Raw genomic sequence first — 14795 nt, 5'->3', positions numbered from 1 at the left:
ACCGTGATCCATCAGTTCGAGGAAGAAGTTGTCCGGTCCCCAGATCTCCTGCCACTTCGCGGCAGCTTCGAGAGCCTCGCGATCGTGACCGAGACGAAGACGCGTCTGAATCTCACCCGAAGGGCAACCGGTGGTGGCGATAATGCCCTCGGCGTGCGCCGCGATGAGTTCCTCGTCCATGCGAGGCCACTTGCCGAGCTGTCCCTCGATTGACGCGAGAGAAGACAGCTTGAAGAGGTTTCGGAGCCCCGTGGCGTTCTCGGCCACCATCGTCATGTGCGTGTACGCACCGCTACCGGAGACGTCGTCGGACTTCTGGCTGCGATCACCCCAGAGAACTCGTTTGGTGTTGAAGCGGGATTCGGGTGCGATGTACGCCTCGATGCCGATGATCGGCTTGATGCCGGCACTCTTGGCCTCGTTGTAGAACTGGCTGGCGCCGTACATGTTTCCGTGGTCGGTCATGCCGACAGCGGTCATTTCGAGACGAGCGGCCTCCTCGAACATGGCGCCGACCTTGGCCGCACCGTCGAGCATCGAGTACTCGGTGTGATTGTGAAGATGTACGAACGAGTCAGCCACGTGCGCCTCTCTGAAGGTCTGGGAGCGAGATCGAGTGTATGCCGCGTTGCCGACACGTTCGGCGACCGCCATCGTGGAGTCGCAGTGTGCCGCCTCCGATCACGTGACCGGAACCTCAGGTTCGGCGCTCGACCTCATCGAACGCCGCGAACGTCGACTGGCGACGAAGGTATCTGTCGTGAAGATCACCAGCGCAGCCCAGATCAGAACGAAGCCGATCCAGCGTGAGGCCGGCATGTCCTCGTGCATGACGGCCACACCCCACGCCATCTGCAGCGCCGGGGTGAGGTACTGCAGCATGCCCATCGTCGCCAACGGAACTCGCTGAGCGGCGACGCCGAACAGGAGCAGTGGCAGTGCGGTGACCGGGCCGGCGGCAAGCAGCAACAAGCTGTGTCCGGCGCCGCTGCTGATGAATGCACCGGCCCCGGTCAGGCCGAGAAACACGAGGTAGCCGACCGCGAAGGGTGCGGCGACGACTCCCTCGGCAGTCAAACTGGTTCGGGGATCGAGCGGAACCACCTTCTTGACCAGCCCGTAGGTGGCAAACGAACCGGCGAGCACCAATGCGACGATCGGCGGTTTACCGAAGTCGACCGTGATCACGACAACTGCCGTTGCGGCGAGGACGAGGGCGGCGATCTGAGCGCGGCGCAATCGTTCGCGGAAGATCACGACGCCGAGCAGCACGGTGACCAGTGGGTTGATGAAGTACCCGAGGGCCGCCTCCACGACGCGACCTGACACCACGGCATAGATGTACGTCCCCCAGTTCACCGCGATCGCCGCTGATGCCGCGGTCACCAGCAGCCAGGTGCGTGCGCTGATGCCGCGAAGCGATCCGAGGCGACCGGCAAAGGCCAACACGATCAGCATCAACAGAAGGGTCCACACCACTCGGTGCGCAAGGATCTCGACCGGATCGGCGAAGTCGAGTAGTCCGAAGAATGCCGGGAACGTTCCCCACAACAGGAACGCCGCCACACCGTAGAAGATCCCCGAGGACGAACCGGACCTAGCGCGTTCGTCCTTGTTCACGGAACCGGAGTTCACGGGACCGGGCCGTCGTCGGGGCCGGGAGCAACGACGTCCACGTACTCCGGCAGCAAGGGACGAACGGCAGCGAACCACAGCGAGGCGTCGGACGGCAATGCTTCCACTGCACGGACGTTCGAGTCATGTTCGATCGCTTCGAGTCCTTCGGGAGTAGCTCGCACCAGCACGCCCACCGCGCAGGCGCACCCGGCGGACAATTGCTTCGCCGACGCGAGCGCCACCTGTTGCTGACGATCGGTGTCGCCGCCGAGCGAGATCAGTCGCGTGGCTGCAACACCGGGCGATCTGCGCACTGCTTCGTCGTTGTCGGGAACGGGCACGGACATGAGCGGCGTCTGGACGCGCTCGATCGGAACTCGGAACATGACCCTGGACACGCGAACGCCCGAGACTTCAGCGCCCGGCACCTGAACACTGCTGGTCGACGTGATGACCTCGTCGACGGTGAGTGCCTTCGTGAACGAGACCAACGCCCACACCGGCCCATCGACCGACGCGACAGAATCTCGCGCTCGGTCGAGGTAGTCCGGCACAGCTTCCCCGCTGTCCGGACCGAGAGTGTCCGTCGTGATCGGCGGGGTCGGCACGGGATTCGCGAACCCCACGCCCACCACCGCCGCCACACCGACCACCACCGCGACGACGGCCAGCGCGGGGGTAAGCCCGCGCGGTGTCATGAGGACCGGAGAACTTCGAGTGCGTGTTCGAGATCCTTCGGGTACTTGCTCTTGATCTCGACCCAGCGACCGTCCGCCGGGTGGGCGAAGCCGAGCGAGACTGCGTGCAGCCACTGGCGTTCGAGACCGAGCCTCTCGGCAAGTCGGGGGTCCGCGCCGTAGGTCAGGTCGCCGCAGCACGGATGGCGCAACGCCGAGAAGTGGACACGGATCTGGTGTGTGCGACCGGTTTCGAGGTGCACGTCCAGCAGACTCGCTGCCTGGAACGCCTCGATGGTGTCGTAGTGCGTGACGCTGGGCTTGCCGTCGGCCGTGACCGTGAATCGCCAGTCGTTCCCGTGGTGGCGTCCGATCGGGGCGTCGATGGTTCCGCTGCTCGGGTCGGGGTGTCCCTGCACGAGAGCGTGGTAGCGCTTGTCGATGGTCCGCTGCTTGAAAGCGCGCTTGAGCAAGGTGTATGCGCGCTCGGAGGTGGCAACCACCATGACACCCGACGTTCCGACGTCCAGACGGTGGACGATGCCCTGACGCTCGTGGGCACCGGACGTCGAGATACGGAAACCGGCCGCGGCAAGTCCGCCGATGACCGTCGGTCCCGTCCACCCGACGCTGGCGTGCGCGGCAACTCCGACGGGCTTGTCGACTGCAACGACGTCGTCGTCGGCGTAGAGGATCTCCATCCCCTCGACCGGTGTCGCCTCGATGGTCAGGGGCCGCGGCGGTTCGGGCAGGACAACCTCGAGCCACGACCCTGCGGTCAGACGATCGGACTTGCCGACCGCCACACCGTCGACGAGTACCGAGCCTTCTTCCGCGAGTGTCGCGACCACGGTGCGCGAGAGTCCGAGAAGGCGCGCGAGGCCGGCATCGACCCGCATGGCGTCGAGGCCGTCGGGCACGGGCATCGAACGGGATTCCCTCACTTGGTTTCTCCCTCGGCTGCGGCCTTCGATTCGGTGAGCTTCTTGTCGTCCGCCTTGTGATCACGCAGGCGTTCACCGTTGGGTTCGAAGCCGAAAAGAGTCAGTACGACAAGCAGGATCGCGCCACAGACGATCGCGGAATCCGCGATGTTGAACACGGGCCACCAACCGACGGAGACGAAGTCCACCACATGTCCGCGCATGATTCCGGGAGAGCGGAAGAATCGGTCGACGAGGTTACCCAGCGCGCCGCCGAGCACGAGGCCGAGACCCAGCGCCCACCACGGCGATCGGAGCGTGCGACCGATCTTGATCACACCGATGACGACACCGATGGCGACGAGGGTGAGGATCCACGTCATCGACGTCGCCATCGAGAACGCTGCACCGGGATTGCGCACCATCGTGAATGTGACCACGTCACCGATGATTTCGATCGGCTGCCCCGGCTTGACCGCGGCGACGGCCCACACCTTCGTGAGAATGTCCGAGAGCAGGATGACAGCGGCGATGGCAATGAGCATGGTCAGCCGGCGGGGCTTTGCGACCGGCGCAACCGCCAGGTCACCGTCTTCCGATTTCACGGCTTCCGGTTTCACGGTTTCGGGCTCGTCGGCCTTCGAGATTTCGGTAATCGGCTGATCCTCCGCGTTGACATCTCGGTCTGGGTGGTCTGTACTCACGCAACCATCATCCCTCATGTTCACCGCACCGGGTCACGCACTCTGCAACTGCGGCTAGCCTGGAGCGCGTGCCACTGCTGTCCACGACCGGCCGACGAGTTCCGTTCGCCCTCGCTGCCCTCGCTCTCACCACCGTTCTCACCGCTTGCGGCGACTCGGATCAACCTCCCACCACACCTACCTCGTCGCCGAGCGAAGTCACTGTTCCGGTGACCGCCGCCACCGTCGAGGTACTCGATACGGGAAGCGAACCGCGCGAGGTGTTGCGCATGAACTTGCCTGTCGGCACCACGCAGACGGCGACGCTCGTCACCCAGGCGGTCGTGAGTCAGCAGATCGATCAACAGCCGGCACAAGATTTCTCTTCGCCGGAGATCACGATCCCGCTCTCGGCAAACGTGACCGCTGACGATCCCACCGCTGTCGTGGACCTGACGCTGTCGTCGATGACCTCGCCGGATGCAACGCTGCAGGCAGCGCTGAGCGGGGCCGACGGATCTGCGGCCGGATTGTCGGTCACGGATTCGGGCGCCATCACCGCCCTACGGTTGAAGCCGTCCGCCAACTCGGCCAATGCTGCCCGCGCTGCAATCGAACAGGCGCTCGGCCAAGCGGTCTACCGGACCGTTGCACTCCCCGACGCTCCGGTCGGTGTCGGCGCACGTTGGGTGGTTCGACAACAAGTCAGCAGTGAAATCCTGCTCGATCAGACAACCACCGTCACGCTCACCGCGCGCGAGGGTAATCGGCTTTCGCTCGCGGTGGACGTATCGCAGACCCCGCAGAGCCCGGTCTGGAACCTGGCCGGTGACGCCGGAACGCTGAACATCGATCAGTACGTCATGGCCGGCTCCGGAAACCTCACCGTCGACCTCTCACTCCCCTTGCCGATCGACGGACAGATGACCGTCGGCGGCGACCAGGCGTACGGAGATCCGGACAGTTCCTCGGTGATCCGGCAGACCATCTCCAACAGCATTCGGTGGGAATCGTGACACGCCGATCGCTCGCACTGGGCCTGACAGCAACGGCGGCACTGTTCGTCGTCACCGGTTGCGGCTCGGACGACTCTCCTAGTGCTGACACAACTACGCAGGTTTCCGCCCCACAGGTCGGCTTGACGCCGTTCACAGCTGCTCCGGCCGCATCGCTGAGCGGGGCACCTCTCGACCGTGATGCGCTGCAACGAGCCGCGCTCACCCTCTCCGAACTACCTGCGGACTTCGACATAGTTCCCGACCCGGTCGACGACCTCGGCCTCGCACCGGCGCCGGAGAGTTCGGAGGCGGACAAGTCGAGCACCGACCCCGCCGTCTGCGCCCAGGTTCTGGCGCCGATAGCCACCCAGGCTCCCGAATCGGTCGCCGACCTCTCCGACATGTTCACCGGCCCCGATTTCACGAGCATCGATCAGGACTCTGCTTCGTACGCCGACGGCACCGCGGCAGCAGCAGCTTTCGAGAAACTTCAGACCACGCTGGCCGGGTGTGCGGAGTATTCGGGAACCGATGCCGACGGAACGAAAATCACCTATCGCGTCGGCGGAGCGTCGGGCCCGAACGTCGGCGACGCGTCTTTCGCTTTCCGAATCATCACGGAGAGTGGTGGTTTCACCTTGGTTGCCGACGCGATCGTGGCCGCAGTCGGGACGACGTTGACTCAGGTGTCCGCGACGGCGCCGAGTGCGATCGCCCCCGATGTTCTGCACTCGATGGCGTCGGCCGCCGCCGATCGCCTGCGCGCACAAACGCCCTGACAACGAGCGGATTAGTCCCGTCTCGGCCTTACGCGAATGATTCGGGACCACAGACCCTTTGACAACTGCCCGTCCACACTGAACGGTGAGAGTAGGTACGAAACAGACCAACGCGACACACTGATGTGAGGAGCCAGAGTTCATGCCGGAACCCAGAAGGTCAGATCACACCGATTACGTAGCCGTCAATCCGATCTTCTCGAGGCCTGGCGAGGATTCGGTTGCATCGAAGTACACACTCGAACCCGACGGCATGCTTCCCGAGACCGCCTATCAGATCGTCCACGACGAAACGATGCTCGACGGCAATGCGCGGCTCAATCTCGCGACGTTTGTCAGCACGTGGATGGACGACCACGCCACCAAGCTGTATACCGAGTCGTTCGACAAGAACATGATCGACAAGGACGAGTATCCACAGACCGCCGCGATCGAAACCTATTGCTGGCGCATCCTTGCCGACCTCTGGCACTCGCCCTCCCCCAAGGACGCAATCGGTACCTCGACGATCGGTTCGTCCGAGGCGTGCATGCTCGGTGGCCTGGCGATGAAACGACGCTGGCAGCACGCACGAAAAGCCGCGGGGAAGTCCACCGAAAAACCAAATCTCATCATGAGTTCCGCCGTCCAGGTGTGCTGGGAGAAATTCTGCAACTACTGGGACGTCGAGGCGCGCTACGTGCCGATCAGCGAGGAACACCGGACCCTCGACGGTCACGATCTGGACAAGTACGTCGATGAGAACACCATCGGCGTAATCGCGATCATGGGTGTCACGTACACCGGGATGTACGAGCCGGTCCTGGAAATCTCGAAGGCACTCGACGCGATCCAGGAAAAGACGGGACTCGACGTTCCCATCCACGTCGACGGCGCTTCCGGCGCAATGATCGCCCCGTTCCTACAGCCGGAACTCGAATGGGATTTCCGGCTCCCGCGCGTGCACTCCATCAACACCTCGGCGCACAAGTACGGACTCGTCTATCCCGGCCTCGGCTGGGTGGTCTGGCGATCGCAGGATCTACTTCCCGACGACCTCGTGTTCAAGGTGAGCTACCTCGGCGGCAGTATGCCGACCTTCGCGCTGAACTTCTCGCGGCCCGGTGCTCAGGTGATCCTGCAGTTCTACTTGTTCCTGCGTCTCGGCCACGACGGCTATCGCGCGATCCAGCAGTCCTCACAGGACGTGGCGAAATTCCTCGCCGAAGGAATCGGGAAGCTCGACGCCTTCGAATTGTGGAACGACGGTTCCGACATCCCGGTCTTCGCGTGGCGCCTCGCCGAGGGCCACACGTCCAACTGGACGCTGTACGACCTGTCCGACCGGCTGCGGGGCAAGGGCTGGTTGGTGCCGGCCTATCCCATGCCGGACGATCTCTCGGATCTGACAGTGCAGCGCATCGTGGTTCGTAACGGACTGAGCATGGACCTGGCAGCCAATCTGCTGCGCATCATCGAAGAGGAAACCGCGTTCCTCGACGAACTCGACAGCCCGATGCCGCGGCCACGCGTCACCGAGGGATTCCATCACTGACGACGCTCACTGCATGAAGAGCGGCCGCCGACTCCCTTTCGGGGGTCGACGGCCGCTCTGGTGTTTCAGGTGTTGCGCAGAGATCAAGCAGCGCAAGCAGGCGAGGTCAGACCTGCAACGCCGACGATCTGGCAAGCGGTGGTCTTCGAGAGCTTCCAGACGCCGTCCTCGTAGACGAACGAAGCCTGCAGACCCTGCTGCAGCGGCTGGCCGTTGACGACGATGTTCAGCGAAGCTGCGGCCGTCTCGCTACCCGTGTCGGTGACCGGGTCGAGGATCTCGACCTGCGCGCCGGCAGCCTTGGCGGCAGCGGCGACCTGGTTGATCAGCTCGGGATCCTGCTCGGCGCCCTGGACGAGGTTGACCTTGTCTGCGGCCGGAACGGTCTCGTCGAGTGCCTGAGCGACCTTGCCGTTGAGCTCAGCAGACGTCGGGAGCTCGGGAGCTGCAACGTCCGTGGTGCTGGTGGTGGCCGTCGCACTCTTGGACGTCGTGGTGGGTGAGTCGGTCTTGTCATCCGAGCCACAAGCGGTCATCGTCAGGGCTGCTGCGATCGCCACGGCTGCAACGGTCATCTTCTGAAGCTTCAACTTCTCAGTCCTATCCATTCGGGTGTTCACATTCGAGCGTCAGTCGAACATCGTGCTTGCTCGAGGATCGTCGACAACATTACCCAACGGTAAGCGGAAAAAGTCTAAGGACATCCTCAGAGAAGGCTGTCGACCGCATCTGCTACCTCGAGCACCTCATCCGATTCGGCGAAGGTTTTGGCTATTCCCGTTCCGCTGGAACGGGTTTCGAAGCGAACTGTCACCACTCCGTGCCCGGCGCCTTGCACCCAACCGTGTCCGTATTCTGGATGCTTCACGTCCAAACCAGGGTGCCAGTAGCGCTGAGGGACGCGTGCGGCCACCGGAACGTCGAGTTCGGCCTCATCGAGGGCGCCCGTGAGAGTCTCGACCGGATAGCCGGGAACATCCTGATCCAACTCGGGAAAAAGTGATCCTTGCCGAACGGTGGACAAACCGGCGAATCCCACACCGACGAGGCGAATCGGCCCCAATTCCTGCGGGTCGATGACCTGTTTCTGCGCAGTCGCGACAAGGATTTGGCGGTCGATGGTGGCAAACGGCAACGTCACGGATCGCGTCAGAATGCTCATATCGGACTTCTTGAGCTTCAGTACGACGGTGCGAGCTGCTCTTCCGTCCTTCTCCAGCCTGGAAAATGCTGCGCGACCACTACTTTCGACGGCCGCGCGCAGTTGCGCCATAGTGACGATGTCTGCGGCGAACGTGGATTCCGCGCTGATCTGCTTGGATTCGGCACGCTCCGCGACCGGCCGGTCGTCGATCCCCTGCGCGAGCCGATGCAACCCCGGTCCGACAGTGGTTCCGAGTATCGACGCCACCTCCGCTATGGGAGTGCGGGCAAACCCTCCGATGGTTTCGATGCCGAGACGCTTCAGCTTTTCCTCGGCAACAGGGCCGATCCCCCACAGCTTTCGCACCGGAAGTGGATCGAGCAACTCGTGCTGCATCCCGGGAGGAATCACTGCGACGCCGTCGGGCTTTGCCAGTCCCGACGCGATCTTGGCGACCTGCTTACCTGCGCCGGCACCGATCGAGGCGACCAACCCGGTCTCGGCTTTGATCAACGCCCGCAGGTCCTCACAAAACGCGCGGACCTCGTCGGCGCCGACTCCGGCCAATTCCACTGGTTCGCCGAATGCCTCGTCCACCGACAATTGCTCGAGGATCGGCATACGAAGGCGCAACGCGTCGAAGGTGCGTTTACTCAGAACTGAATACAACGACATCCGCGGTGGCAATACCACCGCTCCGCCACCGACCATCCGGCGTGCTTGGTGCATCGGCATTGCCGAACGCGCACCGAAAACTCTCGCTTCGTAACTTGCCCCGGCCACCACTCCGCGCCCGCCCAAGCCGCCGACCAGCACCGGCCGACCTCGCAGCGTGGGACGCGTCAACTGCTCGGCGGAAGCGAAAAACGCATCCATGTCGAGATGCAGCACCCACCTGCGACTTCGTGTGGGATCACCTTGATTCATCGGGCGTTACGGTTCTCTCAAAAGTAGGTGCAGAATTTACGTCCGCGCCTTCTTCTTGGGCGACTTCTTCTTCGGCAGGGGTAGTACGTCGGCAGTCCGTTGAATGAAGGCGTGCAGGTGATCGAGGTCCTGCAGCCGTTCCTCCGTCACCCGGTAGTAATCCTTCGCTCCCGGGTACGGCGGAGCCAGATCGGCCTCTGATCCGAACTCGGCACTGACCTCGGTGGGTTTGACGAACAGAACGTCTCCGCAGATCAAGCCCACGATCTTCTCGTCGCAATACAATCCGTACTCGCCGAACATCGCCCTTGCCCGCACGTCGAGCGGTTCCAACTGCTCGAGAATGCTCGCCACGGTTTCCTTGCTCGTACTCATGAGAGCAAACTACTCCGGCACCCTGACATACAGACATTCATCGGGGAGCCGGAGTAGTTACGGCGGTATTAGACCTTCGTGATCGCGGCGCGGATACCGTCACCGAGATCGACGGCGTCGTCTCCCGCTTCACCCACCGAGAACGAGGTGGCCAGAACCTCACCGGCGATCAATTCGCGATGACGCTCCGCCCACTCCTTGCAGTCCTGCGGAACCTCGAGTACGACGTTGATCCGGTCCGAGACGTCCAAACCGGCGGCACGACGCGCATCCTGCAACTGACGGATACGGTCCTTCGCCCAGCCCTCGGCTTCGAGTTCCTCCGTCACGACGGAATCGAGTACGACGAGTCCCGCACCGTCTGGCAATGCCGCCGTCGAATCAGGCTCGGCTGCAACCAGTTTCTGCGTGTACTCCTCGGGCAGCAGTTCGATGCCCGCCGCAACTACGACGCCGTCCGCGTTCTCGGTCCAGTCGCCCGCCTTGACCGCCTTGATGACAGTCTGAACGGACTTGCCCAGACGCGGTCCTGCAGCACGCGCGTTGACCGCGATCTCGAAGCGCCCGTGCACGTCGACGTCATCGGTCAGATCGACCTTCTTGACGTTGACCTCGTCGGCAATCAGTCCGAGGAACGGACGCAGACGCTCGGCATCCGGCGCCGCAACCGTGACCTCGGGCAGCGGAAGACGAACTCGCAGATTCTGCGCCTTGCGCAGGCTCAGCACCGTGGAGCACACGGTCCGGACGTCGTCCATCGCCGCTACCAGCTCGGGGTTCGCGGGGAGCTCCGACGCCTCGGGCCAATCAGCCAGGTGAACCGAGCGCTCCCCGGTCAACCCGCGCCAGATCACCTCGGACACCAGCGGCAACAGCGGCGCAGCGAGACGCGTCACGACCTCGAGCACTGTGTGCAGGGTGTCGATCGCGTCGCGATCCTCGTCCCAGAACCGCGAACGAGACCGTCGCACATACCAGTTGGTGAGCGCATCACAGAACAACCGAAGCTCGTCGCACGCGCCGGCGATGTCGTTGACCTCGAGGGCCTCGGTGATCACGTCGCGGGTGGTAGCGAGCTTGGCCAGGATGTACTGATCGAGGATGTTCTCCGAATCGGTACGCCACACACCGGATTCCGGCGCGTACAACTGCAGGAAGCTCCAGGCGTTCCACAGCGGGAGCAACGCCTGACGTACGCCTTCGCGGATGCCCTGCTCGGTCACGATGAGGTTTCCGCCGCGCAAGATCGGCGAAGACATCAGGAACCAGCGCATGGCATCGCTGCCGTCGCGGTTGAACACCTCCTTCACGTCCGGGTAGTTGCCCTTGGACTTGCTCATCTTCAGTCCGTCGTCGCCGAGCACGATGCCGTGCGCAGCAACGGTTTTGAACGCCGGACGATCGAAGAGTGCGGTTGCCAGCACGTGCAGCGTGTAGAACCAGCCGCGAGTCTGCCCGTTGTACTCGACGATGAAATCGCCCGGGAAATGGCCCTCGAACCATTCACGGTTCTCGAATGGGTAGTGCACCTGCGCGTACGGCATCGAACCGGATTCGAACCAGCAGTCGAGCACCTCGGGAACGCGGCGCATCATCGACTTCCCGGTCGGGTCGTCGGGGTTCGGGCGGACCAGGTCGTCGATCATCGGGCGATGCAGATCGGTCGGACGGACGCCGAAGTCTGCCTCCAACTGATCGAGCGAGCCGTACACGTCCGTACGCGGGTACTGCGGATCGTCCGACACCCACACCGGGATCGGGCTGCCCCAGTAGCGGTTTCGGCTGATGTTCCAGTCTCGTGCACCTTCGAGCCACTTGCCGAACTGGCCGTCACGGATGTGCTCGGGCACCCACGTGATGTCCTTGTTCAGCTCGACCATGCGATCTCGGAACTTGGTGACCGCGACGAACCACGAGGGGACCGCCATGTAGATCAGCGGCTGCCCACTGCGCCAACTGTGTGGGTACGAGTGCTCGATCGTCTCGTGCCGCAGCAGCTTTCCGGCAGCCTTGAGGTCCTTGATGATGACCGGGTTGGCGTCGAACACCATCAGACCCTCGTACGGCGGAACCATCGAGGTGAACTTTCCACCCGGATCGAGCGGCTGTACGACCTCGATACCGTTGGCCGTGGCCACGTCCATATCCTCTTCACCGAAAGCCGGTGCGAGGTGGACGATTCCGGTTCCGGAGTCGGTTGTCACGTAGTCCGCCGAGAGCACGACGTGCGCATTCGGATGTCCGAGGAAGAAGTCGAACGGCGGTGTGTACGACAGTCCGACCAGTTCGGCGCCCTTGTGACGGGAAACGACCTCGGGGTCCTCCCCCAGCTCACGTGCGTAATGAGCTACCCGTGCTTCTGCGAGCACGTACCGCTTTCCGTCCTCGCCGAGCACCTGGACGTAGTCGACCTCGGGATGAACCGCAGTGGCCAAGTTGGACGGCAGTGTCCACGGAGTCGTGGTCCAGATGATCGCGTTTGCGCCGTCGAGGGGTGAACCCGGAGCGACCAGCGGCATGTCGACCGTGACTGCAGGATCCTGACGCATCTTGTACGCATCGTCGAGGCGAGTCTCCTGATTGGACAGTGGAGTCTGCTCGTACCAGCTGTAGGGCAGCACACGGAAGCCCTGATAGATCAGGCCCTTGTCGTGCAGCTCCTTGAAGGCCCACATGACGGACTCCATGAAGTCGACGTCCAGGGTCTTGTAGTCGTTGTCGAAATCGACCCAGCGCGCCTGGCGGGTGACGTAGTCACGCCACTCGTCGGTGTACTTGAGCACCGAGGCCTTGCAGTACTCGTTGAACTTGGCCAGACCCATGACTTCGATCTCGGCCTTGTCCTTGATGCCGAGCTGCTTCTCCGCTTCGAGCTCTGCCGGAAGGCCGTGGCAATCCCAGCCGAAGCGTCGTTCGACCTTGCGTCCACGCATTGTCTGGAAGCGCGGCACCAGGTCCTTGACGTACCCCGTCAGCAGGTGGCCGTAGTGCGGCAAACCGTTTGCGAATGGCGGTCCGTCGTAGAAAACGAACTCTTCGTTACCGTCCCGATTGGAAACCGACGCACGGAAGGTGTCGTCGTCGTCCCACTGTTTCAGGACTTTCTGTTCCAGTTCGGGGAACTTGACTCCGGTGTCGGCGGGGACACCGTAGTCGACTTTGGGATACCCGTTACTCGCCATGGCGATCTCCTCGTGCCAGTCGGACTCGGCACGGGGACGACGTGACGCTTGTGCGCCGACACCGCGGTACCACCCCGTTTGCACCCCGCAGATCCGTGCTTTCACACCGGATCTCGAGCTGCCACTCGATCGAGCTGTGACGGGCTCACCCGTTCGGTTCTACTGGGTCCTCGACACGTACGAAAGCGTCGACAACCGTTCTTCCGAAAGCTCCCCGGTGATTGCCGGATCACAGCCTGGTATTCGTGTTGGACAGTCTAATACTCGTCCTGGACCTTGTCGGAACTCGCCCTAGGTCTTGTCGGGGGTACCCGGCGACCCGCCGTGGTTTCCCTGATTGTCGTCGTTGGCAGTAGCTGCATCATCGGTCGAGGAATCCGAGGAACTCTCGACTCGACCGTAAGGCGACGACACGCCGCTGCCCGATATCGGGTCATCCAACGAAGGAACCGCCTTCCTGCTGGTCAGCGCACTGACCAGCAGGAGGACGGCACCTGCTACACAAATCGCGATACATGCCCACGCCCAGATCAGCGACCCTGTGGTCAGGGCAACGATCAGGAGAGCGAAGCCAACTCCCGCGAGAACCAACGTCACGACCAGCACGTATCAACCTTTGTCCGGTCCGATAGCTGAGCCGACGAGGCGCTCTCGGTCAGCTGTTTCCCTTGGCGAAGGACGGGCTGTAGGAATCCTGTCCACCGTCGACCGGAACGGCCGAGCCACGCTGTTCGAGCTCTTCGAGCTGCGATTCCAGGTAGGACTTCAGGCGCACCCGGTACTCACGTTCGAACGTCTTCAGCTGCTCGATACGGCCCTCGAGGACCGAACGCTGCTGGTTGATGGTCGCCATGATTTCGGTGTGCTTCTTCTCGGCGTCTGCCTTGAGAGCGTCTGCCTTCTCCTGAGCCTGGCGAAGCTGGGTCTCGGAGCGAGTCTGAGCGTCGGTCAGCATTGCCTCCGACTTGTTGCGCGCATCCGCGATCATGCCGTCGGCCTTGCTGCGAGCCTCGCTCATGAGCTGCTCGGAGTTGGTGCGAGCACTGCCGAGCAGCTGCTCGGATTCGGTCTTGGCATCGTTGGTGAGGCGGTCCGCCATCTCCTGAGCCAGTCCGAGGACCTTCGCGGCCTGCATGTGGGTGTCGCCACTCTGCGGCGCTGCAACGGCAGCGGCGGCGGGAACCGGAGCTGCAACGGGTGCAGGCTTGGGCGGTTCGACAACCCGAGCGGGCTCCGGCTTGGGCTGCGCTGCGACGGGTGCTGCCTGCTGAGCAGGTGCCGGCGACTTCTTGGCAGCCGCGAGCTCCTGATCCAGCTCACCTACGCGCTGGCGCAGGTCCGCATTCTCTTCGATGAGCTGCGACAGCGCCTGCTCGACGAGGTCGAGGAATGCGTCGACCTCGTCCTCGTTGTAGCCACGCTTGCCGATAGGCGGCTTGCTGAACGCAACGTTGTGCACGTCAGCTGGAGTCAGTTGCGGCATGGAAGGATCCCTTCACGCGTCATTTGGCGGTCTAGCAAGCATTCAGTTGCAACACAGTCTACGTAGTGGCGAACCACCGGATGAGTTATGGCTTCCATTCTGGCATACCACTCACTCGGACTGCGCTCAGCGAACAACCGACATCAGGATGATGACGATGAAAAGCAAGACCATGATGGATAGATCCAAGCGAACTCCACCGAGGTTGATCGGGGGGATCAACCTGCGGAGCAGTTTCACCGGAGGATCGGTGATCGTAAAAATGGTTTCGAGAATGACTGCGACCAATCCGGTCGGTCGCCAATCTCTGGCAAACGAACGAACGAACTCGACGATCACTCTGCCGATCAGCAACAGCCAGAAGACAACCAGCACCAGATAGATCACAGAGAGAAGCGCGTCCACACCCTCACTCTGCCTGACTTCTGCGGTGTGTCCAAAACAGACACACCGCAGCAATTCCGGAACCGGCC

Annotated in this window: 14 protein-coding genes and 1 pseudogene; 3 read left to right on the top strand and 12 right to left on the bottom strand. The window is 62.8% G+C overall.

The features are described from left to right. The 5 genes from B0E55_RS17650 to lspA form a co-directional block, all read right to left on the bottom strand. The coding region (locus B0E55_RS17650) for a PHP domain-containing protein (protein ID WP_133053425.1) at positions 1–582 on the bottom strand (582 nt) is incomplete at its 3' end. Between the two features lie 99 nt (positions 583–681). Then, the gene (rarD, locus tag B0E55_RS17645; protein WP_037120403.1) at positions 682–1620 is read right to left on the bottom strand and encodes an EamA family transporter RarD; all 939 of its coding nucleotides are present in this window, start codon (positions 1618–1620) and stop codon (positions 682–684) included. Positions 1621–1631: 11 nt separating this feature from the next. Then, complete coding sequence (locus B0E55_RS17640; RefSeq protein WP_029255547.1) at positions 1632–2315, bottom strand: hypothetical protein; 684 nt, start codon at positions 2313–2315, stop codon at positions 1632–1634. Continuing rightward, a complete protein-coding gene (locus B0E55_RS17635; RefSeq protein ID WP_007733161.1) occupies positions 2312–3238 on the bottom strand; it encodes an RluA family pseudouridine synthase in 927 nt (308 codons plus the stop codon). Before B0E55_RS17635 ends, B0E55_RS17640 begins: the two co-directional genes overlap by 4 nt. Then, positions 3235–3921 (bottom strand): signal peptidase II, encoded by a 687-nt coding sequence (gene lspA / locus B0E55_RS17630; protein ID WP_021344550.1) that lies wholly within the window; start codon positions 3919–3921, stop codon positions 3235–3237. Before lspA ends, B0E55_RS17635 begins: the two co-directional genes overlap by 4 nt. Positions 3922–3989: 68 nt before the next feature. On the opposite strand from lspA, the gene B0E55_RS17625 reads away from it, so the two are divergent. The 3 genes from B0E55_RS17625 (at position 3990) to B0E55_RS17615 (ending at position 7211) form a co-directional block, all read left to right on the top strand. Next, entirely contained in the window at positions 3990–4916 is a 927-nt protein-coding gene (locus B0E55_RS17625) for a hypothetical protein (protein WP_080910111.1), read from the top strand. Beyond that, on the top strand, positions 4913–5677 hold the full coding sequence (locus B0E55_RS17620; RefSeq protein WP_241896081.1) for a sensor domain-containing protein: 765 nt from the start codon (positions 4913–4915) through the stop codon (positions 5675–5677). The genes B0E55_RS17625 and B0E55_RS17620 overlap by 4 nt, the downstream gene beginning before the upstream one ends. A gap of 142 nt (positions 5678–5819) precedes the next feature. Further along, positions 5820–7211 (top strand): glutamate decarboxylase, encoded by a 1392-nt coding sequence (locus B0E55_RS17615; protein WP_020969851.1) that lies wholly within the window; start codon positions 5820–5822, stop codon positions 7209–7211. 83 nt (positions 7212–7294) lie between these two features. On the opposite strand, the gene B0E55_RS17610 is transcribed toward B0E55_RS17615, so the two are convergent. From B0E55_RS17610 to B0E55_RS17580, 7 genes and pseudogenes are all read right to left on the bottom strand, one after another. Then, positions 7295–7786 carry a hypothetical protein gene (locus B0E55_RS17610; protein ID WP_228117853.1) on the bottom strand — a complete coding sequence of 164 codons (492 nt, stop codon included), beginning with the start codon at positions 7784–7786 and terminating at the stop codon, positions 7295–7297. Positions 7787–7917: 131 nt separating this feature from the next. Beyond that, positions 7918–9282 (bottom strand): DNA polymerase IV, encoded by a 1365-nt coding sequence (locus tag B0E55_RS17605; protein WP_019748863.1) that lies wholly within the window; start codon positions 9280–9282, stop codon positions 7918–7920. Between the two features lie 36 nt (positions 9283–9318). Further along, positions 9319–9657, bottom strand: a complete 339-nt coding sequence (locus tag B0E55_RS17600; protein WP_029255550.1) for a TfoX/Sxy family protein — start codon at positions 9655–9657, stop codon at positions 9319–9321. 68 nt (positions 9658–9725) lie between these two features. After that, entirely contained in the window at positions 9726–12839 is a 3114-nt protein-coding gene (gene ileS, locus B0E55_RS17595; RefSeq protein ID WP_020908068.1) for an isoleucine--tRNA ligase, read from the bottom strand. Between the two features lie 420 nt (positions 12840–13259). After that, positions 13260–13445, bottom strand: a pseudogene (locus B0E55_RS32645) (hypothetical protein); the annotation flags it as partial. A 49-nt stretch (positions 13446–13494) separates the two neighbouring features. Next, entirely contained in the window at positions 13495–14322 is an 828-nt protein-coding gene (wag31, locus tag B0E55_RS17585) for a DivIVA-like cell division protein Wag31 (protein WP_003941722.1), read from the bottom strand. 126 nt (positions 14323–14448) lie between these two features. Further along, the gene (locus tag B0E55_RS17580) at positions 14449–14727 is read right to left on the bottom strand and encodes a YggT family protein (protein WP_003941780.1); all 279 of its coding nucleotides are present in this window, start codon (positions 14725–14727) and stop codon (positions 14449–14451) included. Between the last annotated feature and the right edge of the window lie 68 nt (positions 14728–14795).

The sequence above is a fragment of the Rhodococcus sp. 66b genome (genome assembly GCF_002076325.1).
Lineage (GTDB): Bacteria > Actinomycetota > Actinomycetes > Mycobacteriales > Mycobacteriaceae > Rhodococcus_F > Rhodococcus_F erythropolis.
The sequence above is the reverse complement of the archived record's forward strand: the minus strand, read 5'-3'. Positions and strand labels throughout refer to the sequence as shown.

Coding starts and splice junctions, on each gene's coding strand:
- wag31 (WP_003941722.1), bottom strand. CDS start 14,322: ATGCCGCAACTGACTCCAGCTGACGTGCACAACGTTGCGTTCAGCAAG.
- B0E55_RS17640 (WP_029255547.1), bottom strand. CDS start 2,315: ATGACACCGCGCGGGCTTACCCCCGCGCTGGCCGTCGTCGCGGTGGTG.
- B0E55_RS17600 (WP_029255550.1), bottom strand. CDS start 9,657: ATGAGTACGAGCAAGGAAACCGTGGCGAGCATTCTCGAGCAGTTGGAA.
- B0E55_RS17615 (WP_020969851.1), top strand. CDS start 5,820: ATGCCGGAACCCAGAAGGTCAGATCACACCGATTACGTAGCCGTCAAT.
- B0E55_RS17610 (WP_228117853.1), bottom strand. CDS start 7,786: ATGACCGTTGCAGCCGTGGCGATCGCAGCAGCCCTGACGATGACCGCT.
- ileS (WP_020908068.1), bottom strand. CDS start 12,839: ATGGCGAGTAACGGGTATCCCAAAGTCGACTACGGTGTCCCCGCCGAC.
- B0E55_RS17605 (WP_019748863.1), bottom strand. CDS start 9,282: ATGAATCAAGGTGATCCCACACGAAGTCGCAGGTGGGTGCTGCATCTC.